This window comes from Oleiphilus messinensis, from assembly GCF_002162375.1.
GTDB classification, from domain to species: domain Bacteria; phylum Pseudomonadota; class Gammaproteobacteria; order Pseudomonadales; family Oleiphilaceae; genus Oleiphilus; species Oleiphilus messinensis.
Window position 1 is genome coordinate 4,322,595 of sequence record NZ_CP021425.1, and the last position, 22,550, is coordinate 4,345,144.

The following is a 22,550-nucleotide window of genomic DNA, read 5'->3' on the forward strand; positions in this document are numbered from 1 at the left end:
TCTCATTTATGCTCGATTCAATTCGATCAGATCCATTCGATACTCACATTAAACCGGTAAGGAACAGAAAATGCCAAAGGCCAATGAGCTCAAACGAGGCATGGTTGTCGATATTGACGGTGTCCCCTACATCGTCAAGAACGTAGAAGTGAAAAGCCCCTCATCCCGAGGCGCGGCGACATTATACAAAATCCGATTTAACAACCTGCAAACAAAACAGAAAAGAGATGAATCACTCAAAGGTGAGGATTTTTTCAAAGAAGCAGATTGCGCCAGAGTTTCCGTTCAATACTCTTATCTCGATGGTGACACGTTCTACTTCATGAATCAGGAAGACTATTCCCAGTATGGTCTCAATCGGGATGATATTGGTGATGACGTTGCATTTCTGGTTGATGGTCTGGAAGGTATTACGGCACTATTGCTGGATGGCAACCTGATTGGCATCGAATTACCGGCTTCAGTGGTGATGACCGTTGTCGACACGGCACCCGGCATAAAGGGGGCTTCTGCCTCAGCCCGAACCAAACCCGCAACATTAACAACCGGTTTTGAAGTTCAGGTACCTGAATACCTGGAACCGGGGGAAGAAATCCGGATTAATACCTCGACCCGAAAGTTTATGTCTCGCGCTTAAAACCACGGGTTTACAAGCATACAAATGCAACATGATCGGCTCTGAGTTCACGTGTGAAATTATCCTTGATACGTCCTATGGGCTCAGAGCAACCATGATGCTAACGAAATATCTGAGTTGCCGCGACCGCCTACCCCAAAAAAGCCCCCACTTGGCTTTAACCCGGGTAATTTCTCTCTGATTTCGGGGCCCGAGCGCTATTTTTTAGTTTTATCCCTCAAAAATATAAATTTTTTCCTCATTTTTCAAACCATGCATTAGAATAAAGAGGAAGCCCTCGATTTGGATTAATGAGCTCACAGGATCGAAAATGGATTCCATCAATGATTTACTCAAAAAGTGGTCAGAAGGGGATGAAAAAGCCAAGAATGAACTGGTTTCCCGCCTATATCCCGAATTGAAAAAAGCCGCAAATTATCAATTCGCCAAAGAAAAGTTCGAACACACGATGCAAGCTACCGCTTTGGTCAATGAAGCCTATGAGCGTTTGGTTGCAGTTGAAGCAAACTGGCAAGGTAAAACACACTTCTTAAACCTTTCCGCAAAGATCATGCGCAATATCCTTGTGGATTTTGCACGAAGCAAGCAGCGTCAAAAACGTGGCGGCGATATGGTGCGGGTCACACTTATGGAATCAAGTGCCCACACCGATGAAGATGAACTGGATTTAATGGCGTTGGATGAAGCGTTAGTGATCCTCGAAAAACGGGATCCGGTCTGTGCCAGTATGATCGAACAACGGGTGTTCGCCGGCATGACCAATGACCAGATTGCAGAAGCCCAATCCTGTTCTGTTGCGACAGTTGAACGCAAAATACAGTTTGCCAAAGCGTGGTTGTTTCGACAACTGAACACCGAAATATAATATTTTCACCCGCAGCACATTTTCCTTGTGCTGCAGTTGTCAGCCTTCATGTTTGAAAAACCTGGAATAATATCAGCAGATTTTTTTAAACGCCTCAATCAAAACCCGGATATCGTGAGGTCGATCATCCGGTTTTTTCGCGAGCATACAACTGATCAAACGATCACACAATGGACTGATTTCAGATCGAATCCGGGATGGCGGAGCCGGTGGCTCATGAAGAATCTTCTGCTGAATTTCAACATAATTAGCGCCAGCAAAGGGTAACTGCCCCGTCAACAATTCATAAAACAAGATACCCACCCCCCAAATATCGGAACGCTGATCAATCTTGCTACTCTTCCATTGCTCGGGTGACATATAGGCCGGTGACCCTAATTTAATACCCGTTGCCGTCAATGCGGTTGCCGCATCTTTTGCGATACCAAAATCAATCACCTTGATGACACCGTTATGTAAAATGATATTGGAAGGTTTGATGTCACGGTGCCATATCCGTTGAGCATGGGCAGCGGAGAGGGCCTTGCAGACCTGATCAATGACTTTCACCGCTTGCGCCTGATTAAAGCTGAACCGATTCATCAACGCGGCCAGGGTTTCACCTTCACAGTAGTCCATCAGTAGATAATACAAGCCGTGATCTGACTGAAATAGCCCATACATACGATTGATGTTGGGATGGATAAGTTTCTTGTTTAACTCAGCCTCTTGAGTAAAACGTTGCAAGACTTCTTTGTCATCGTTATAGATCAAAGGTAAGCATTTTATTGCGAAGTTCTGCCCTGTGGCCTCATGTACAACTTTATAAACTTCGCCGCCCGCACCGCGACCGAGTTGTTTTTTCACCACAAAAGTATCAATCAAGTCACCATAGTCCAGCATGCGTGGCATCTTGCCCTGCTGCAACCATTTTCGCTCCAGAGCAATACCATGGGCCTCCAGCAATGACTGCACTTCATCAAACATCATTGTATTGCCGTTACACGCATTGGCAACGTACGGCCCCCGATCATCCTCACCCAAATCAATCGCTTTGGTGAAAACTTCCTCAAGTTTCTCCCAATCGAGCTCTTCGCTCATGGTGTTCTCCTATCTCGAACAACTTGTTCATTCTTTACACTGCACACTGCGCGAACCTGCAGTAACTCCGGTCAGCGCTTTTTAACCGGTTGCGTCAATCGTGACCACAGCTCGTGGCTTATTCTTAAGTTTAGATTAGCAACCTCAACAGAATCCAGCGGCGGATCAAGTCTCTGGCACGAATTTGTTACGGCTGCACGCCAGGCTTGGTCAAAACGCTCCCAAAACAATGCAGCACTCTCAGCAAAGCGCCACCCCTCGCCAATAATCAGGCGATACATTGCGATATTCGCTGCATTCCACCAGTTACGATCCAGGTAGGACAAAACTGATGTTTTATCTGTAAACGGTATTAACTCTGGCACAATGTGCTCAGCAAGCCAGTGTTCAATCACTGCTGCAATCAGCTGTCCCTTATCCGGGAAATGGTTATAAACAGTTGGCTTGGATACTTGGCTGCGGGTGACCACAACATCGATAGACGTGCCTTTATAACCCTGCTCCAGAAATAGCGCCAGCGCATGGTCAATAATAATATGTCGTTTTGAGACTCTGGCCATAAACCCCTGATTCCAAGCTGACGGAAAAATACATCTAAACCGGTAGAAAACTGGAACCGGAACAGCGCGTCGGATAAAAGGCCTATAGTTTACCGTTCCTAAAGCAGAAGTCGAGTTGACCTCAGCATGGTATTCCAGCGTGGAAAACAACCTGAATAGGTTTTAGACAGTACTTGCAAATAACTTAACTTTACTATACCGTTTAGTTAAATAACAAGCGAGGTTAAAAATATGTCTGGCTCGAATGAAACAATTCAATCACTCAGTGATCAAGACCGCCGTAATCGAGATTATTTTGGCGAATACGGCGGTCGGTTTATCCCTGAACTGTTAATACCACCACTTGATGAACTGGCACACCTGTTCTCCGTCGCGAAACAGGACGCCACATTCTGGTCCGAATTCAGCCATACCTGTCACACTTTCAGCGGTCGCCCTACTCCGATTACCCATTGTGCACGGCTTTCCAGGATGACGCAGGGTGCACAAATCTGGTTGAAACGAGAAGACCTGAACCACACCGGCGCTCATAAAATAAACAATGTAATCGGTCAGGGGCTTCTGATGCGACGAATGGGCAAAAAGCGCGTCGTGGCTGAAACCGGAGCAGGACAACATGGCATCGCCACCGCAATCATGGCCGCAAGAGAGGGGTTTGACTGTACCATTTACATGGGTGCCAAGGATGTAGAACGGCAATACAGTAATGTGTTCTGGATGGAACAACTCGGCGCCGAAGTGATTGCGGTGAATACCGGCTCCGCAACGCTCAAAGATGCAATGGATGATGCATTAAGAGATTGGGCCACCAATTTTGAAACCACACACTATCTGATCGGCACCGCCTGTGGTCCGGCCCCCTACCCTGAAATGGTAGCCTGGTTTCAATCGATTATCGGCCAGGAATTAATCACCCAATGCGTCGACAGTATCGGACAGCAACCCACTGCAATCGTTGCCTGCGTTGGCGGAGGTAGCAACGCTTTGGGCGCTTTTTTACCTTATATCGAAAAACACGAAACCGAACTGATTGCCGTTGAAGCAGGTGGCAAGGGCCTGGCTACAGGACAACACGCCAGTCGCCTGATGCCCGGTACCGGAACCGTGGGAATTGCTCAGGGGTATAAAACACGATTTTTGCAGACCGATGATGGGCAATTGCGCTCTACCCACAGTATCGCAGCAGGCCTGGATTATGTTGGGGTGTCGCCTTTATTGGCGGATCTGCTGGATCAGGGTCACCTCAGGGTAGAACATGCAACTGATGAAGAGGCACTTTCGGCCTTTTCAAGCTTGCTTAAGGCAGAAGGCATTATTCCCGCGCTGGAGTCATCCCATGCTATTGCGGGTGCACTTAAGATCGCGAAAGAACGGAAGCCATCCGAACATATTGTGGTCAACCTGAGTGGTCGGGGTGACAAAGACCTCTTCAATATCGCGAACACAACTTCATCGGAGAAGTGGTTAAATTTCCTGCAACACCAGATCAATATGCAAAAAGCAATAAAACCACACCAACCCTAGCCCTGGATTACCGGAGAGAACCATCATGAAAGCGAACAGACCGCCCCACATTTTGTCGCACGCGGTAGTCGGATACCCCTCTTTATCAGAGAATGAGCAGGCAATCGATGCCCTTGTTGCAAACGGCGTTCGTCATATTGAGCTGCAAGTGCCGTTCACCGACCCCATTGCTGACGGTGCAACGCTGTCCGATGCCAGCCATATTGCGGTAACCAATGGCGGCAGTCTCGACCACACACTCGCCCTGGCGAGCCGGATTAAAACCAAATACCCCGAAGTTCAACTTTTGTTAATGAGTTACCTTAACCCGCTTTATCAATATGGTTTGGATCGGCTGATCACGTCGGCCAGCAAAGCCGGTATCAGCGGAATGATCGTCCCGGACTGGCCAATCGAAGAAGCTGAAACCTGGATTCCCGCATTGGATGAGGTGAATTTGAAACCTGTGTTCATGGTTACGGCGGCCACTGCCGAGTACCGACTCAAGCGGATAATCCGGGCGTCCAGGGGACTCATCTATGCCGTCACGCAGACCGGTGTAACGGGAGCGCATACAACAAGCATTCAGAACAGCGCTTTCGAAATGCTGATTCAAAGACTACGATCCCAACTGCCCCATGAAACAAAGATCATTGCAGGCTTTGGTATTCGTACTCGTGAAGACGTTGAATATTACGGTCAGTTTGCAGATATCACTGCAGTTTGCTCGCAATACATTGAATGGCAGACCACGTTGGGATACGAACGCGCAGCACAGCGCATTGCGGAATTGATGTAAACGCTGTCTGAGCTACATTCGGCTGAGCTGCAATCGGCTAAGCTACATTCAGCTGAGGTGCATAGTGCTGGCGAGCACCACCATTGCCGGAAGCAACGGTGGTGCAATCCAAATGACCACTCAAACCAGATGAGCGACTGGGGTCACACCTCGATTAGTGCAGCTTTAATCTGGGGTGCAATGCCTTACTGATTTTATCCCCCATCCAGATCAAGGCTGTACGCACAAATCCATGTAAAGCAACCTGGTGCATCCGATAAAGGGATATGTAGAACATCCGCGCAACTTTTCCTTCGATCATCATCGACTTGCCACTGAGGTTACCCATCAGATTGCCGACCGTCGTATAGTGACTGAACGAAATCAACGACCCGTGATCCCGATAGATATAGGGCACAGCCTCTTTCTGATTGAGTCGATTAACCAATGTCTTGGCCAAGGTTGTCGCCTGCTGATGAGCAGCCTGAGCCCGGGGCGGTACGGGTCGATCGCTATCCGGTTGAGGACAGGCCGCACAATCCCCAAATGCGAAAATATTCGCATCATTTGTCGTTTGCAATGTTTGCTCGACAACGAGTTGATTAATACGGTTGGTTTCCAGCCCATCAAGTTTCGCCAGAAATTCAGGCGCTTTAATGCCGGCAGCCCAGACAATCATATCCGCCAATACCGAGCTCCCGTCTTTGATTTCCAGCTCGCCTGCTTTTATTTCACAAACCGGATTACCGGTCACAACACGAACCCCCAAACGCTCCAGCTCTCGCGTTGCCGACGCGGACAACCGCTCAGGCAATGCCGGAAGTATCCGGTCAGCCGCTTCCACCAAGGTTAATTCAACATCTTCGGAACTCACGTTATGCAAGCCATAGCTGGGTAGTTCATGGGAGGCATGACGAAGTTCCGCAGCCAGCTCAACCCCGGTTGCTCCCGCACCGATAATAGCAATCCTTAACTTTGTTTTGAGTGCCAGTTGTTGATGCTCGGCACGCAAAAACGCATTCAGCAACAAGCGGTGAAAACGGCGCGCCTGGACCAGGTTATCCAACAACAGGCAATGCTCTTTTGCACCGGGGGTACCGAAATCATTTGCCGTACTGCCTACGGCAATGACCAGCGTGTCGTAAGGCACCACACGCTCCGGAACCACCTCTTGTCCATGTTCATCAAAAACGGGATCCAGCACAACATAGCGCTCAGCACGCTTCAAGTCCGACATTCGCCCTAACTGAAATTCGAAATGATGCTGTTTCGCATGGGCACGAAAATTCACTTCACCTGCATTGGAGTCAAGCGATCCGGCTGCAACTTCGTGCAGTAGTGGCTTCCAGACATGGGTAAGCACTGCGTCGACCAAGGTCACCCGAGCTTTGCCAGGCTTACCCAGTTTGTGTCCCAACTTCGTCGCCAGCTCGAGTCCTCCGGCACCTCCTCCAACAATAACGATATGATGTAAATCAGACATGGTATTTCCCCTTAGTTTTTACAGGAAACAGCTCGGTACGGACAAACTCTTTCCTGTAACGCCAAGGCATTAATACGCCCTATTTTAGAGCGTTTTGAAAACAAATCCCAATAAAAATTAGAGCAATCCAGTCAATAGAAACCCTACGCCTATTCGTTCAGTCTGATGATTATAATCAATCAGGCTTTCTCCATAACCATTGAAATACTGCACGTAGCCCTTCAGGCGCCCCCACAGCGGAAAGCTCATATCCACTTCAAAGGCACCATTGCCTTCTTCGAAGTTGTACCTTACCAGGCTGGTAAATTCCAATTGAGACAGTTTGTACGCACCAAGTAGTTCAAAGTGCCCCATATAATCGTCAATATCAGGGTTATCATCGCCGTCTGGTGGCAGCGGCGTTTCCGGATCACCATCATCGTATTTGGGGTCTTCACTCAAGCGGTACCAAGGTTGGAGATAGACAACCCACTGATCTTTTTGAAACCCTATCCCCAAAAATACACGGTTCCAACTTCGACTTAGCAACTGGCTACGCCCGTTTGATTGATGCTCGATTCCGATTCGCGTGAAGACCGTGCCACCAAGATATTCATTTGGCAGTGGCGCTTGGTAAAACAGCTCCGGTTGATAATTGGTCTCCCGGAACGGGGCAGAAAGTTCATGATTGTAAACTTGCCAGAATGATTTCAGGGTAAATCCGAAATAAATCCCGTCATTCTCAGTGAGCAAATCAATATACGACAGTGGAACCTTCAAGCTAACCTGTAATTTCGCTTCTTTATTATCAATCGGGTCTTCAATACCGGGATAGACTGCTTCGTAAGGCTCTTGATGGGGGTTGTCGTTCATGGTGAACGGCAGGATATAGTTCTGCCGGTGGGGAGTGATCACGAAGCTGTTTTCCTGAGTCGCGATCTCTTTCTTTAGCCGTTCAGGTAACAATGCTGCAGTATCCTTATCAGCACAGAGCGCTTTAATTTTTTCAACCGATACCTCGGGTGCAGAACTCTCGACATACTCCAAAACACACTCTTCTTTTGACATTGCCGAAACGGACTGAACGATAAAACAGAGACTTAATAAAACAGCCCCCGAAATGCGTATAAATGACATCCAAAAATCCTTAACCCAGCTGATTATGATGACAGACGAGACAAAATGAATGGCCAAAGAGTGTAGTAACAATCAAGGAACGAGGCAACCGCTCCAAAAGTCTATCTACTCAGACGCAAAAAGCCCCTGAATTACAGGGGCCCTTTGTGTAGCGGAATGATTAAATGTGCAGCGTCACTCCGATGGAATGTAAAGCTTCGGGAGGCTTACTGCTTGGCAGGTTCGCCAGCTGCAGTAGACTCGCCTTTGTACAGGGTGTATTCATCCGCGCTGATCTTGCCGTCTTGATCCGCATCAACCATGGTGAATTGCTCAGTCAACTCTTTGCTTTGTGCCGCTTCAGCAGTCTCGATGTAGCCGCTAGAATCCTGATCCAATGCAGAGAATACGGTTTCAGCGGATGCTTCAGCCTTTTTCGCAGCTTCTGCGCTAACCAGAGTAGAAGTTGATGCTGCTGCCAAGCCCACTGCCAAAAATACGTATGCTGCTTTCATTTTATATCTCCTTAAAATTGAGAGCTTCAATCCCTGCCCGACAATCAATCCTTTAAATTAGGTTTCGTTTACCCAGAGATATCAATTACCGTACCAGCTTTGAAATAAGCTTTTATATCAGACACTTGAAACGCACAATTAAATATCACCCGTCTCTCTGTCCACAAAAAACCCGCTTCGGCGATTTATTTGGTTGGAATTTTGCAACACTCCTTGCTGGATTTTTACGTTTATCTATATTTTTCAATAATTTAAATGTTTCATTTTTGCAACATACATACTTAAATCATCTATCGGAAGGGGGGGGAATACAAGATTGATCCGCTCCCTCTGGCCTGAATAACAAATCGAAAAACCTGCTCCGGCCCCGAAAATACTGGGTTATACCAGTACACGCCGTATACTGCCCCGACTTCACTTTCCCCAGTCTTTAACAGTTTTACCGCCATATCATATCCGCGATCATCCACTGCAATACCTTCTACAGTTAATGGGTGCCAATCACCATTATTGATCCGGGTTTCCACGCTGATTAATGGCTCATGCAAGTTAATCTTATCCGCTGAAACATCTCGCCATTGCATTACCCAATAGGCCTCAAGATCATCAACCGCATGATAAAAACGGGGCGCACTCTCAATCGCGCGTTCGACCGGCTCCATTATTGACTCTGGGGTAAAACGTTTTGTCGCTAACCGGTATACCCATTGCTCCGGTAGCTCTGCAATTCGGGCCGTACCACCCATATCCAAAGCAAGTTGACGCAGCTGACTTGCAAGATACGGCTGGGTATTTTTGCCGAATAAGGTATGACCACCTTCGTAGTATTGGCGTCCATACTCTTCAGGTGTTGTAACATACCCGGTATAGCCTCCAGCCAGACTCGCCACCATGACCTGTTTCCGACGAAGTTCACGACCGCTTTTAACCTCAGAGTCTTCGGTCGCTGAGCGCACGGCATCCGCAATACGTTGGCCGGATTCTACGGTTACTTCGAAAGGCAACGGCAGTATCAGCAAATCATTGATTTCGACAATCTGAAACAAAACTGAATCAGGAAAACTGTCTTTCGGCTCTAACCATCGCTGTAACCAATCACCGCCGAGAATTCGCTTACGCCCCTGACAATTATCTTCTGCAGCATCCCAACGACGACTCCCCTGACGAATAAACGGCAAATAACCAATCACAGGAGAAGTATGCTCCAAAGGCGCGGCAGCCAGTGTGGTACCTGCCGCAGCTTCGGTGCAGATTTCAGTTTGCCCAATCCGCGGTTTTTCCGTAATTGATACCTGCCGAACCGCTGAACGCAAGGAAACCTGAGCCGTTAGATCCTTCTCCAGTGAATTAAACAATTCAATAGCATGTTTTCCGATTTCACGCCCGATGCGTCGGGCTTCCAGATAACCCAGGCGATTAAAACGGGCTGCGGGTGCAATGTCGCCGTGGGTACCCTCAAAAGCGCTGACATGTATTTGATTCTCCCGATCATAACGTTGCTCCAAATACCATTGCCAATCCTTGTGGATATAAGCCCACACATCCGCATTAAACAAAGGCTCGCCTTCCGGTAACGCGGTACCATGAATTGAGAAGCTGGCGAAACCGCCTAGTGGCACGCTTCGACCGTCCGGCTGGATTGAATCTATCCGCACCATATACATTGCCGGATTAATATAATGGAAATCCCGCTCTGGTTGATATTCCTTATCAAGGATCGAACGATTTTCCAGGTACGCGGGCAGAGAACGATTTCGGGTTAAGCCCCAGATATCTGTTTTTCCTGAAGCCAGTTTGGCTGGCCCCCGGGATCGATAGGCTTGCAATGCAGCTTCAGAAATTCGTTGCAACACAAACTCAAAATAGTCCTCCGCAAAACCAGCCTGGTTTGAGATATGTTTGTTATAGAATTGACTGCCCACAATTTGGCCGGGTGCCGAATGGGTGTGAGTCGCCATCAGGCTGATACGACTGATATCAGTTCCCATCTCCGGCGCCAAACGCTCTCCCAGTGCGGCATGCAAGATACGTGAACCTGAAACCAGATCCGTTTGTATCACGAGGTGACGCTCTTCATCCGTTTGCAAATAGTAAGCTCGAGCGTACAAATGAGTGCGAACTCCCTGACCTACAGTTGACCACGTGGCATAACCGCCCCGGGGCAGAAATCCAGGCGGTGGCGTAATATCAACGGTTGCGGCACCCGCGATAAAATTTCCGCCCCCGGGAATGGCCCGATTAGATTCATTTGCAACGACATCAGGATTTAGAACGGGTTCGGAATAACGATAGTGAAACTCTTTCCAAACCAATCCAGAATTGTGATATTTGCCTGCAACGATAACGAAACAAGTGACGGCTAAAAGCACCAACAAGATTAACCCCGATCGACGAACGCGCAACTCCCAACCTCCCTATCAAGGCATCTGAACAATATTGAAGAACCCGTTAAAAACCTATAATGCCGTATTTGCACCGCATTTATATGACACTATGTCACGTTTTAACAAAACATTGTACAATTGTGCACCAAACTTATGGATTGAAGTGTCAAAGCGTTACACTAACACCACAGAATCACACATTAGCGACAGGAGTAGTCGCTATACTTCCCTTACAACTAAAAAAATGTACCTGCTTGATCGCGCTGTCAGTCTCCAACGGATATTTGACCGCCCTTCTCGATCAAGTCTCCTTTTTAACAAAAAGCACAAAGTATAGAAGCACAGGATGCTCCGCGTTAGCGAGCAGTATGGAGAACCTCAAATGAAAAAAACTCGACTCAGCCACGTTATCATGCTCGGAACCTTAGTGTTAACCGGCTGTAATGATGATGACAACAATAGCCAAGCAACCACAGATGAAGAAGTACGCACCCTGGCAACGTCCCATGGCCTGAATGGCGACCCGGTGGGAACGAAAAGTATCGCCAGTATTGATGAACCTCTCGCCCAACTGGGCATGAAGCTGTTCTACAGCAAAGGCCTTGGGGGTGACCTCGATTCGGCGTGCGTAAGCTGCCACCACCCAATTATGGGCGGAGGGGATAACCTGTCACTCCCAATCGGCGTTCAGGCAGAAGACCCCGACCTGATTGGCCCGGGACGAATACACTCCCAGGCAAAAGCGGTTGCCGCAAATATGGAATATGACGGCGGCCCCACGGTTCCACGTAATGCACCCACTACTTTCAATTTGGGCTTGTGGGAAAAAGGGCTGTTCCACGATTACCGCGTCGAGGTGCTTGATAACGGTATTAGAACACCGGACAGCGCATTTGGTACCGCAGACAGTGCGGCCCACTCACTTTCTCAAGCCCAGGCGATGTTTCCTGTAACTTCAGCTGAAGAAATGCGTTCCGATTTTGAGAAGGATGGTTCGAATCAGGATCTGCGAGTCGCCCTGACGGAGCGGTTCACCAGTCAAGCGCTGCCAAACACCTGGCTCGATGAGTTTCAGGCGGCATTCAATTCAACGGATGATGCACAGACACTCATTACCTACGATAACATTGCTTCTGCCCTGGCGGCGTACCAACAATCTCAATCCTTCGTAAATTCGCCCTGGAACAACTATGTGAAAGGCGATAATGGCGCGCTTTCAGATGCGGCGAAACGGGGAGCAAAACTTTTCTATTCATCTGTAGAAGACGGTGGTGCGGAATGTGTGGCTTGCCACTCTGGCGATTTCTTCACTGATGAATCATTCCATGTACTCGCCATTCCTCAAATCGGTCGCGGCAAAGGCAATGGTGAAGACGGCAGCGACGACTTCGGCCGGGCCCGTGAAACCGGCCAGGAATCAGATCGATACGCGTTTCGTACACCCTCGTTGCTGAATATTGAGGTCACTGGTCCGTACGGACATGACGGCGCATACGATACACTTGCAGACGTTGTCCGACATCACTTGAACCCTGAAGCGGCAATTGACAACTTCGATTTCACACTGGGCGCGCTGGCTCAGGGTGACGTGCAACATGAGCACGCCGAGTCCAACACCCGCTTGGCCCTGCAACAACTGCAAAAACAACAAGCCGATGGCAGCTCCAAACTCAAAACAGTGAACCTTTCAGAGCAACAAATTGATGATCTGGTTGCCTTCCTGGAAACGCTTACCGATCCCTGTGTCAAAGATCGGGAATGTCTCACGCCCTGGATTCCGGATACGACCAGCACAGGTCCAGACGGATTACAGCTGAATGGTTATGATGAAGCTGGTAATTTACTTTAACGGTTCACTAACACCGTTTTAAACCACGTTCCTCCAGCCTGAAAGCCCCCTTGTTCGCAACTCGAGCTCGGGGGCTTTTTTGCTGCTCGTTTTTTGCTAACCTGTTTTTTGCTGAGCCGTTTTTTTCACCGAAATGGATCAATTCAGTGAAACCGGAGAGCCCTTCAGGGATTGCGTTTCCAGCTTACCTTCTTCCAATAGCAATTTTTCAAAGGTAGCCGCGGGGAGTGGCGGACAGAACAAGTAACCTTGCCCAATCAGGCAACCTTCCTCTTTCAAGATCAGCAACTGGTCACCCGTCTCGATACCCTCGGCAACCACGTCCAGCCTCAAACTATGGGACAGGGCTACAATCGCTCGGGCAATGACTCGATCATCTTCGTCTCTGGGCAGATCCTGGACGAATGAGCGATCAATCTTGAGGCGATTAACCGGTAACTTCTTCAGGGATGACAAGGACGAATAGCCGGTACCAAAATCATCAATTGCGACGGTACAGCCCAGAGATTTGAGCTCCTCCAGCATCGCGCTGGTTTGCTCCACTTTTTTCATCAAGTGACCTTCGGTAATCTCTATTTCGAGCCGTTCTGCCGGGAAGGCTTCAGCAGCAAAGATCGCTTTTACTCGCTCGATCAAGCGCGGATCTTCAAATTGCCGGGCGGAAAAATTGACCGCTATAAAAGGTAGCACGTATCCATTATCGCTCCAGCATCTCCACTGTCGGCATGCCAGGCGCAAGATTACTTCTCCCAACTCGATAATCTGGCCATTTTGCTCCGCTAAGGCAATAAATTCCACCGGTGGGACGATCCCCCGCTCGGAATGAAGCCAACGCGCCAACACCTCAGCGCCCGTTACCAGGCCGGTATTCAAGTCGATTTGCGGCTGAAAATAAACGGTAAACTCCTCCCGCTCGATTGCCATACGAATTTCCGCTTCCATCTTGACCCGCAAAAAAGCTTCTTCAGTAAGCTGAGGCGTATAAAATTCGTAGGTATTACGGCCCCGCTCTTTTGCCTTGTACATCGCAGCATCTGCATTTCTTAACAAGGTGGGCACATCACTCGCATCGCGGGGGTACATACTGATCCCGATGCTGGCAGAAACCACCATTTCATGTCCACCAACACATTTCGGGAGATAAAAGCTTTGTAATAATTGGTCAACAAGAATCGTGACCTGCCCGATCTCATCAATGTGTTCCATTACAATCACAAACTCATCACCACCAATTCGGGCAATGGTGTCTTCCTGACGCACTCGATTACGTAAATGGCTGGCGATATTCTTCAACAACTCATCACCGGCAGAATGACCCAGACTGTCATTTATGTGTTTAAATCCGTCGAGATCCAAAAACAATACCGCGACGCCAAAATTTTCGCGCTGACCTCGTTCCAGTGAGTGCGTGAGCCGGGCTTGCAGGAGAAGGCGATTAGGCAAAGCTGTGAGTGGGTCATGATGTGCCAGATAGTCCAGCTGTTCCTGAGAATGCTTGAGTGCTGAAATGTCCGAGGAAATACCGACATATCCGGTAACCATCCCTTCAGGACTCTTGATTGCGCTGATCGTTAACCATTCCGGATAGATCGCACCACTTTTGCGACGATTCCAGACTTCTCCCTGCCAATTCCCCTGACTTTTTATGTCTTGCCACATTGCGGCGTAAAACAGCTCATCATGTTTACCGGATTTTAGTAAACCCGGGGTTTTCCCCTGCACCTCGTCTCGGTGATAACCGGTGATTTTTTCAAACGCGTCATTCACATCCACTATGACGCTGTTTGCATCGGTCAATACGATTGCTTCCGCAGCATGTTCGAATACGGTGGCAGCCTGCCGGATGCGCTCATCAGTGAGTCGATGCTCCGTCATGTCCTGAACAGTACCATAAACTCTGATCGGTACCTGTTCTTCATTAAACTCCACATTGATCTGACTGTGGACATATTTCGTCGATCCGGACGGGGTTACAATACTGTGAACATAATTAATCGGCTCATGCTCCACAAGAACACGTTGATAAGCACTAATCAGCTCCTCCCGGTCTTTCGGTAAAAGACAATTGATGAAGTCTTCTCGGCCGACTGTCGCTTCCGCATTCTCCAAACCAAAAATGTTGAATAACTCCCGCGTGCATTCGAAGTTCAGACTCGACACAGATAGCTCCCAGGAGCCAATGTGGGCCAGCTGTTGAGCATTGGTCAGCAACTCTTTGCTCCGGGCCAGTCTGGCTTCGGAGTAATAGCGATCCGTTACATCCCGACAAATGGCAATGAGCCCCAACAGCTTACCTTTCGGGTCAAAGTATGGGGTTTTGACCACATCCAGGAGCATTCGCCGCCCGTGACTCAACTCGAACCAGGCTTCTTTACGTACGGTGCGACGGGAAGTTAAAACCTGCTGGTCATCAATACTGAAGAGTTCGTCCAACTCCTGGTTGACCACGAATTGTTGGTGCTGCCCTGTGATATGACGCTCTGTAAATCCAGTGATGGCTTCGAACGCTTTGTTGCAGCCGAGATACTGATGACTTTCATTTTTGAAAAATATGACATCGGGAATTGAATCGATGAGCGCTTTAAGTAAGGATTTTTCCAATGTGATACGGGCATGAGAACGCAACAACAATAGCGTAAAAACCGCCAGTATCCCCAACATCATCAGTGCGACTAAAAAATAATCCTGATACTGACGCCAGACTTCCGGCTTATTAATGATCCGTGCTTTCGAACCAACATCATCGACTGACAAGCTAAACTGCCGCAAAACATCATAGTCAAATGTGGGAACATTCGGGCTTTTTCGCAAAACGCCGATGTCCCTGACAGGTTCTCCCAGAAAAATACGCTGAACCATGAGCGCCGCTTCCCGGCCTTGTTGAAAATGACTGACCAAGGTTCCACCGAGGATCCCGTCACCAACACCATGCTCCCAAAGATGAAAAACGGGAACCCGATTGAGTGACGTCATAGTCAATTGCAGACCCTCTTCAAATGATCTTGCCTCACCGGTACGGTCACGGTAAGCGGAAAGGAGCAAAACCATGTCATTTTGATCCAGCATTGCAAGACTCTGTCCCCACTCATCCCAGGTTAAATCTGCAAGCGATCGTTCTTGCACCTCAAGCATCGGGAAGTCAGATTGAACGCCCTTAAATGTTTGCAGGTCTGCCTGGCCGGAGGGTGTCGGGTCAACAAGTATATTCAGACGCTTGCGACCTGGAAAAAGGGAGGTCATCATGGTCAGGGTATCCCGAAAGGAAGACGCTTCCACGACTCCCGTAACATCCGGAACCGGATCTAGATCAATCGCCAGTTGAACATTATTGACACCCAGAAACACAATTGGCGTATCAGACAAAACATGCCGCCGGTGGTTGAGCAAAAAGTTCAGCGCATTGTCATCAGCACTGACAACCACATCGTAGGGTTTTCTATGGGCCAGTTTGTATTGCAACAAACGTAGAAACCGGGATTGCATTTCAGCATCATAAAGTCGTTTGCTGTCCATAAACTCAATATCCAGTTCTACACTGCCTTGCGGGAATACTGAATGGATGCCGGCAATAACTTTATCCGTGGTTGGGAACTCGGGATGATAGGAAAACAACAAAAGTATTCGATGATGCCCCGGCTCCGGGTTGCTTGCGAACCCTCCCGCGGAGAAACAAATAAAGACGATAAATAACCAGCCAGAAAAGAGCATTCTCTGGTGTTTAGGCATAACTGAGCATCCTTTCGTTCGTTACGGAACCTCGCTCACCAGAACCATTTGTCAGCGTTGGGTTCCATCTTTATTACCGGGCATGTTAAGCGGACTCAAGTCATTTCCAGTGTAGACCATCACGAGTTTAAAGACGAAACACGCAGCGTCTATTTTTTCACCAACTATTGCGATTCTTGAACAGCTTGATCACGTGACTTTGGGACTTAGTGCCTGTTGCCCTTGGGAACGGTTTCCGTTGCGTCTTTAATCACTAGTAATATTCGAATCCTTGAAAAATGCCAGCAAAGTTGCCAGAAACGTCTGCGGCAACTCTGCGAACGGTGCGTGACCACTCTCGAATTCAGAGTAAACAGCATCAGGCATAAGGGCACGAGCAACTCGTCCATCTTTACTGGCAGGGATCAAGGGATCCAGTTTACCAAAAGCGAGCAAGACCGGGAGGGTCAAATTTGCTGCCAACGCCTTCAAGTCATGATCAGGGTCAGCAAAGCTACGCCAAATACCCCGGTTAATATCTCGAGATACCGCAAGTGACTGCTCCTGGGTTGCGCGCTTTTTCATCTGCCGGACAACATTAGTATTGCTTCGCAAGTAATACCTCGCCAGTATACCGGGAGGAATAGCCAGTGGACCGGACATCAAGCGACAGAAAAAACGCGTCATTAAATTATGGTGAGTAAATCCCCCGGGTGAAACAAGGGCAAGCGCTCTGGTATTCTCAGGACATTCAAGAGCATATCGGGCAGCAACAAACCCACCAACCGAATTACCGAGTAGTATAGGCCTATGAATTTCGAGCTCGACCACAACTTGCTTTAGTACATCCAGGTAAAAATCCGGATGAACATTGATATCGGGATTCGGTGCAGGTGATGACCCGTAACCGGGCCAATCGAGCGCAAAAACTCGAAATTTAGCTGCCAGTGCGGGAACAATGGCATCAAAATCCCGACTGTCTCCCGGATTGGCGTGAAGCAGTATTAACGGATTGCCCGCCCCGGACTCTCTGTAGAAAACGGGCCCACTCTTCAGATTCACTATTGGCATTCGGTCCTTCTCTTCTAAGCGCTATATGATCAAATCCATGATGCTGTTTTTCCTCTTCCCAAGGATACTCGGCCTAACCTGTTATTGGAACTGCTGTTGGCCTTTATTGCCATGCTGTCGCCAATTCGCTAGCATGCCCGTGCACAACAGAGTTTACGGTTTAAAAGGCTCTTACTTTCTAACACTATGGATCAAGGAAATCCAATTATGGCGATTTTGAAATCAAGTACTGCGCGCTGCCGCACTTTTTTCAACCCGAAGTTAAACGGACACACCACTCAACGACGCCAGATTACGATTTCAGGCAGCATGATTCTGTTGCTAGCAATACTGCTTAACGGATGCGCGTCCACCGGAGAACCCAAACCAGAGCCACTCAAACTTTACGTGTTCGATTGCGGAAATATTAAAGTCGCCGATGTCTCTCTCTTTTCCCCCGGCTTCGATGAAGGTCAGGAAAAAGAGCTGACCAATAGCTGCTACCTGATTCGCCACCCCGAAGGTGATATGGTTTGGGATACCGGCTTAAACGACGCCATCGGCCCGAAAGGACTTGAGCTATGGGATGGAGCCTTCCATTTAAGTGTAACCAATCCACTGGGCAAGCAATTGAAAGCCCTGCAGATCAAGCCAGAGGAAATTGATTATCTGGGGATTTCACATTTCCACATGGATCACACCGGCAATGCAAATCTGTTCACGAACGCCAGCCTGCTGATTCAAAAGGAAGAATATGATGCCGCATTTGGCAAGAAAGCCGATAAATACGGCTTTCAACCTGAGACCTATAGCCAGGTTAACCGTGAAAAAATCAACGTGTTGAACAGTGATCATGATGTATTCGGTGATGGAAAAGTAATCATTAAACGCGCCATCGGCCATACCCCTGGCCATCAGGCTTTGTATATCGACCTCGAAGATGAAGGCCCGATAATGCTCTCAGGGGATCTATATCACTTCACTAAAAATCGAACATTCAGACGCGTGCCATCCTTTAACTACGACAAAGCACAAACCCAACAGTCCATGGACAGTGTTGAAATTTTCATGAGAAACAAAGGGGCTAAAATGTGGATTCAACACGACAAGGAGCAAAATGAATCGATTCGTCGCGCACCATATGCATATCAGTAACGTGGGGCTTTGGCCATAAAGCAGCAATGGTGACACCGGTGACAGGAACAAAAACTGTTCACCATGGCAATCACAAGAAACAGCGTCAACCCGAAAAATCAGATTGGCGCTGAGTTTCAAGCAAGGTACCAAAGATCCGCTATGCTCCCCAGAATGCCTGCCAGATCAAACGAATTGCCAACAGCGTTAACACCCAGTTCAACCAGCGGGTAAAAGACACGTTACTCATTTTGTTCAAACATTGTAATCCGGCCCAAGTCCCGAAAAAGCCTGCTGATATCATCAGCAACATCAAGAGCAACCAGTCGGTAAACACGAACCCGGCCACCGCAAATACGATCACTTTCGGACCATGTTGCAGGCTCATAGCCATCGCAAAAGTGGCAACGGTTCGATGCCGGTCTGTATGGACCTGCTTGATAAACGCCGCGACCAAAGGGCCCGAGGCTCCCACGAACATACTGACAAATGTGGTTACCGTGCCGGCAACCAAAACGCCACCTCGCTCCAGCGCCTGCTTGGGTAATCCTGGCCCCCAACAGAGGTAGAGAACAAACCCCGCAATTGTCAGCAACAGTACATCCTGAGGCAAGCGAATCAGCACCATACTCGCGAGCAACGCCCCTAACAACGCACCAGGCACAAACCAGGAAATCACGCTCCAATCAATGTGTCTTCGCGTCATCATCGCCCTGGATCCATTCGATCCCAGCTGCACAATGCCATGCACCGGCACAATCGCCAGAGGTGGCATCACCGACGCCATAACAACCAGCAACGCAACGCCACCTCCCGCCCCCAGACTTGCCGTTATAAAAGAGGTAATGCCTGCGGCCAAAACCAGAGTGATTGCCGCCGCAAGTGAGAGCCCGTCAGGCACCAGTGTTAACTCAACGATCATTCATTCCTCATATTCTATTTTGGCGGGATTATTGCCATTAAGCATTTCTGTACAATTCGACCTGTCCTGTCCGGAAAAACAGCAAAACCTACCAATAATAAATATTGGACAGCTCGGTCAAACTAAGCACAAACGGCCAATACAATAACAGCATCGTTCTCTGAACCACAACTATCTCAGAAATTGTCCACTGCACCTTCCCTACTGATAATATCCTTTTGTCGTAGTCGCTTTCCCCCTGATTTGCCGTATACTGGCGGTCCTTTTTAGCCTCACGAATTTAGTTGATACGAATCCCGATGTTCCGATTAGTGGAAGTAGGCAAGCTTGCGGCCCCCCTTGCGATGGCGCAATTTGCTCAATCAATCATGGTGTTCTCTGACACAGTCATTCTGGGCCTGATCGGGATTGATGCGCTGGCGGGTGGCAGTCTGGGGGCATTGATTTATCAATTCTTCCTGCTGATATTCAGTGGTATTTTTTTTGCTGCCGCAAATGAAACAGCCGTTTTACATGGCAAAAGGAACTTTCCGGCAATAACCCGCTTACTTAAAGCCGGCTCCGTGTTGTGTATCGGGTTTACTGTACTTGTGTGGCTGCTGATCGAATTCATTCCCATGCTGTTACCCCACATCGGTCAAACAGAAAACAATATTACAACGGCTTCCGAGTATCTCGATGCCGCGAACTGGATCAGCTTACCTGCATTTGCTTTCATGTTGCTACGCTGCATAGCGTCCGGCCTGGGTATTACCCAGCCCATTATGAAGATCATGCTGGTGTGTGCGCTAATGAATGTACCCATAAGTTATGTTCTGGGCTGCGGTTTGTATGGGTTTGAAGGTTACGGTATATCCGGTGTAGCCTGGGCCACGGCACTCATGACCTACACCATGCTTTTCTGGCTGGGTTTTGAACTCCTGCAACACCCAACCACTCGCAGTATCCTCGCCAACTGGAAGCGATCACATTCAACACGACAGGACTACGCGATATTCTGGTCTCTCGGGGTTCCAATCGCACTGGCCATTATAATGGAGATGGGCTTGTTCACATCCGCATCGCTCTTGGCGGGAACGCTGGGCACACTCGCTCTGGCAGCAAATCAGATTTGTTTGAATATCGCCACAGTGTCGTTCAATATTTACATCGGTATCGCGCAAGCGACAGCGATTAAAGTCGGGTTTAATTACGGGTTAAGCCAAAGTCCGGAGCAAGGTGACCCGAAAGCCATTGAAAGTGCGCGCCGATACGGTCGTGCGGGCCTCAAGCTGGGGCTGATCACAGCATCGGTTTCAGCAACGTTGATGTTCTTTTTCCCTGAACTCTGGGTCAAACTCTTTACCCTGAACTCGACAGAATCACGATTGGATGAGTTAATGGTGCTGGCGGCTTCACTACTTGGTGTGGCAGCGCTTTTCCAACTGGCGGATTGCAGTCAGGTTATCGCGATGCATGCATTGAGAGCGTTCAAGCTGGGCACCTCACCCACGTTGATTTCCATTTTCGGCTACTGGGTAATCGGCTTTCCTGCAGCCTGGTTATTGAAGGATGAGTTTGGCTTGATTGGAATCTGGTCCGGTATGGGCGCGGGCTTGCTATTTACCGCAATCACGCTCACTCTTCTCCTGGAGCGAACCGCCACACAAAAAGCTCGCTCCATTATGGAATGCACAACTTGATCATGAAGGCCAGTCGTCCAGCCTGAAGCCCACTTTGATGGTGACCTGCCAATGGGCAATTTCTCCATTTTCAATATGGCCTCGGGTTTCCACCACTTCAAACCAATCCATGTGATGCAAGGATTTGGATGCTTTCGCGATGGCATTGCGGATCGCTTCATCCGTTCCCTTTGTGGAACTGCCCGTCAGCTCGACTTTTTTATAGACATGCTCACTCATAACGCCCCTCCGGTTTACCCTGTTAAAAGTGTGAGACACGAACACTGACACAGAAAATGTTGCCTGTTCGTATCACCCATGTTCGTCTCACCCACCTTTAAAGATAGTTTAAAGCACGGATTTAGGGGAAAACATTATCATGCAACCTGGCATTGAGTCTGCTCAGAATAGGTTCCACCGAAGTAATTCATCTCCAGCTCCTCATGCAATTGACCAATACCTATCTGTAATTGATCCATAAATAATTGCAGTTCGGTCTGCTTCAGCTTGTCAATTTCCGCGTTGTCCAGCTGTCTCATCAGACGATGAATGATCACAATGGATTTATCGTGATTCGGTAACCCTTCAACACACCGCTCCACCTCAATCATGCAGTGCGCAATTGCCCGGGGGAATGTTTCGGATTGAATCAGAAACCGGAGGACATCCTGACGCTGAATACGCACTTCCATTTCCCGGCGATACATTTGATATCCCGTTAAGGATTTCAAGACGCTCATCCATTGGAGATTATCGTAGGTTGCTTTGGTTGTTGTCGCATCCGGGACCAGATTTGCCGAGCGGGTATCAATAATCCGGGTTGTCATATCGGCGCGTTCCAGATTTCGCCCTGTTTTCAGGAACGTGTATCCTGCATCATGACTCATGGTACCGGCTAGAATGCCCGTAATCGTCTGGCATCGGGTTATAATTTCCTGTAGAAACGGATACCGGCCACGCTTGGTGAGTGCTTGGGACGAGTTTTCCTTTGAATAGTGATACGTTTTATTCAATGCCTCCCAGACTTCCCGAGGTATCACATCCCGAATTGTTCGAGCATTCTCCCGTGCGAATGAAAGACAAGCCAGAATGGAACAATAATTAGTCATATCATTGACCAAAAACTTCAATACTGACCGTTCCTCATAATTGCCATCGTACAACTCACTACAGCCGGTTATCGCCACCAGTTCCCCCCAGATTGGCGAAAGACCACGGGGTAAGTCGAGAATAAGATTGGCATTAACGTTAATCAAACGGGCCATGTCTTCCGCACGCTCCAGATAGCGCGCCATCCAATAAATATTACCAGCAACTCGAGATAACATA

At 48.5% G+C, this 22,550-nt stretch carries 18 protein-coding genes; 7 read left to right on the forward strand and 11 right to left on the reverse strand.

Annotated features, from left to right (window positions below):
* The first annotated feature begins 70 nt into the window (after positions 1 to 70).
* Positions 71 to 637, forward strand: coding sequence for an elongation factor P-like protein EfpL (efpL, locus tag OLMES_RS18810; protein ID WP_087462677.1), 567 nt, complete (start codon positions 71 to 73; stop codon positions 635 to 637).
* A 310-nt stretch (positions 638 to 947) separates the two neighbouring features.
* Positions 948 to 1,502 (forward strand): ECF-type sigma factor, encoded by a 555-nt coding sequence (locus tag OLMES_RS18815; RefSeq protein WP_087462678.1) that lies wholly within the window; start codon positions 948 to 950, stop codon positions 1,500 to 1,502.
* 72 nt (positions 1,503 to 1,574) lie between these two features.
* On the opposite strand, the gene OLMES_RS18820 is transcribed toward OLMES_RS18815, so the two are convergent.
* Together OLMES_RS18820 and OLMES_RS18825 are read right to left on the reverse strand one after the other, a co-directional pair.
* Positions 1,575 to 2,582, reverse strand: coding sequence for a serine/threonine protein kinase (locus OLMES_RS18820; protein ID WP_087462679.1), 1,008 nt, complete (start codon positions 2,580 to 2,582; stop codon positions 1,575 to 1,577).
* A gap of 71 nt (positions 2,583 to 2,653) precedes the next feature.
* Positions 2,654 to 3,142, reverse strand: a complete 489-nt coding sequence (locus OLMES_RS18825) for a TetR/AcrR family transcriptional regulator (protein ID WP_087462680.1) — start codon at positions 3,140 to 3,142, stop codon at positions 2,654 to 2,656.
* A gap of 231 nt (positions 3,143 to 3,373) precedes the next feature.
* On the opposite strand from OLMES_RS18825, the gene trpB reads away from it, so the two are divergent.
* Entirely contained in the window at positions 3,374 to 4,666 is a 1,293-nt protein-coding gene (trpB, locus tag OLMES_RS18830) for a tryptophan synthase subunit beta (RefSeq protein ID WP_087462681.1), read from the forward strand.
* A 25-nt stretch (positions 4,667 to 4,691) separates the two neighbouring features.
* Positions 4,692 to 5,444 carry a tryptophan synthase subunit alpha gene (gene trpA, locus OLMES_RS18835; protein ID WP_087462682.1) on the forward strand — a complete coding sequence of 251 codons (753 nt, stop codon included), beginning with the start codon at positions 4,692 to 4,694 and terminating at the stop codon, positions 5,442 to 5,444.
* Positions 5,445 to 5,598: 154 nt separating this feature from the next.
* Here trpA and OLMES_RS18840 read toward each other — a convergent pair whose 3' ends face one another.
* From OLMES_RS18840 to OLMES_RS18855, 4 genes are all read right to left on the reverse strand, one after another.
* Complete coding sequence (locus OLMES_RS18840) at positions 5,599 to 6,906, reverse strand: NAD(P)/FAD-dependent oxidoreductase (RefSeq protein ID WP_087462683.1); 1,308 nt, start codon at positions 6,904 to 6,906, stop codon at positions 5,599 to 5,601.
* A gap of 117 nt (positions 6,907 to 7,023) precedes the next feature.
* A complete protein-coding gene (locus OLMES_RS18845) occupies positions 7,024 to 8,022 on the reverse strand; it encodes a phospholipase A (RefSeq protein WP_087462684.1) in 999 nt (332 codons plus the stop codon).
* Positions 8,023 to 8,228: 206 nt separating this feature from the next.
* Positions 8,229 to 8,516 (reverse strand): EF-hand domain-containing protein, encoded by a 288-nt coding sequence (locus tag OLMES_RS18850; RefSeq protein ID WP_087462685.1) that lies wholly within the window; start codon positions 8,514 to 8,516, stop codon positions 8,229 to 8,231.
* Between the two features lie 290 nt (positions 8,517 to 8,806).
* A complete protein-coding gene (locus tag OLMES_RS18855; RefSeq protein WP_087462686.1) occupies positions 8,807 to 10,918 on the reverse strand; it encodes a neutral/alkaline non-lysosomal ceramidase N-terminal domain-containing protein in 2,112 nt (703 codons plus the stop codon).
* Positions 10,919 to 11,282: 364 nt separating this feature from the next.
* On the opposite strand from OLMES_RS18855, the gene OLMES_RS18860 reads away from it, so the two are divergent.
* Positions 11,283 to 12,749 (forward strand): cytochrome-c peroxidase, encoded by a 1,467-nt coding sequence (locus OLMES_RS18860; RefSeq protein ID WP_087462687.1) that lies wholly within the window; start codon positions 11,283 to 11,285, stop codon positions 12,747 to 12,749.
* A 138-nt stretch (positions 12,750 to 12,887) separates the two neighbouring features.
* On the opposite strand, the gene OLMES_RS18865 is transcribed toward OLMES_RS18860, so the two are convergent.
* Entirely contained in the window at positions 12,888 to 16,475 is a 3,588-nt protein-coding gene (locus OLMES_RS18865; RefSeq protein ID WP_087462688.1) for an EAL domain-containing protein, read from the reverse strand.
* Positions 16,476 to 16,721: 246 nt separating this feature from the next.
* On the reverse strand, positions 16,722 to 17,525 hold the full coding sequence (locus OLMES_RS18870) for an alpha/beta fold hydrolase (RefSeq protein WP_087462689.1): 804 nt from the start codon (positions 17,523 to 17,525) through the stop codon (positions 16,722 to 16,724).
* A 207-nt stretch (positions 17,526 to 17,732) separates the two neighbouring features.
* Between OLMES_RS18870 and OLMES_RS18875 the strand changes: the two genes are divergently transcribed.
* On the forward strand, positions 17,733 to 18,659 hold the full coding sequence (locus tag OLMES_RS18875) for an N-acyl homoserine lactonase family protein (protein ID WP_157678384.1): 927 nt from the start codon (positions 17,733 to 17,735) through the stop codon (positions 18,657 to 18,659).
* Between the two features lie 139 nt (positions 18,660 to 18,798).
* Here OLMES_RS18875 and OLMES_RS18880 read toward each other — a convergent pair whose 3' ends face one another.
* Entirely contained in the window at positions 18,799 to 19,560 is a 762-nt protein-coding gene (locus OLMES_RS18880; RefSeq protein WP_087462691.1) for a sulfite exporter TauE/SafE family protein, read from the reverse strand.
* Between the two features lie 299 nt (positions 19,561 to 19,859).
* Between OLMES_RS18880 and OLMES_RS18885 the strand changes: the two genes are divergently transcribed.
* On the forward strand, positions 19,860 to 21,242 hold the full coding sequence (locus OLMES_RS18885; protein WP_087462692.1) for an MATE family efflux transporter: 1,383 nt from the start codon (positions 19,860 to 19,862) through the stop codon (positions 21,240 to 21,242).
* Here OLMES_RS18885 and OLMES_RS18890 read toward each other — a convergent pair whose 3' ends face one another.
* Together OLMES_RS18890 and OLMES_RS18895 are read right to left on the reverse strand one after the other, a co-directional pair.
* Positions 21,243 to 21,461, reverse strand: coding sequence for a dodecin (locus tag OLMES_RS18890; RefSeq protein ID WP_087462693.1), 219 nt, complete (start codon positions 21,459 to 21,461; stop codon positions 21,243 to 21,245).
* A 137-nt stretch (positions 21,462 to 21,598) separates the two neighbouring features.
* Positions 21,599 to 22,549 (reverse strand): alpha-E domain-containing protein, encoded by a 951-nt coding sequence (locus OLMES_RS18895; protein ID WP_087462694.1) that lies wholly within the window; start codon positions 22,547 to 22,549, stop codon positions 21,599 to 21,601.
* Position 22,550 lies beyond the last annotated feature (1 nt).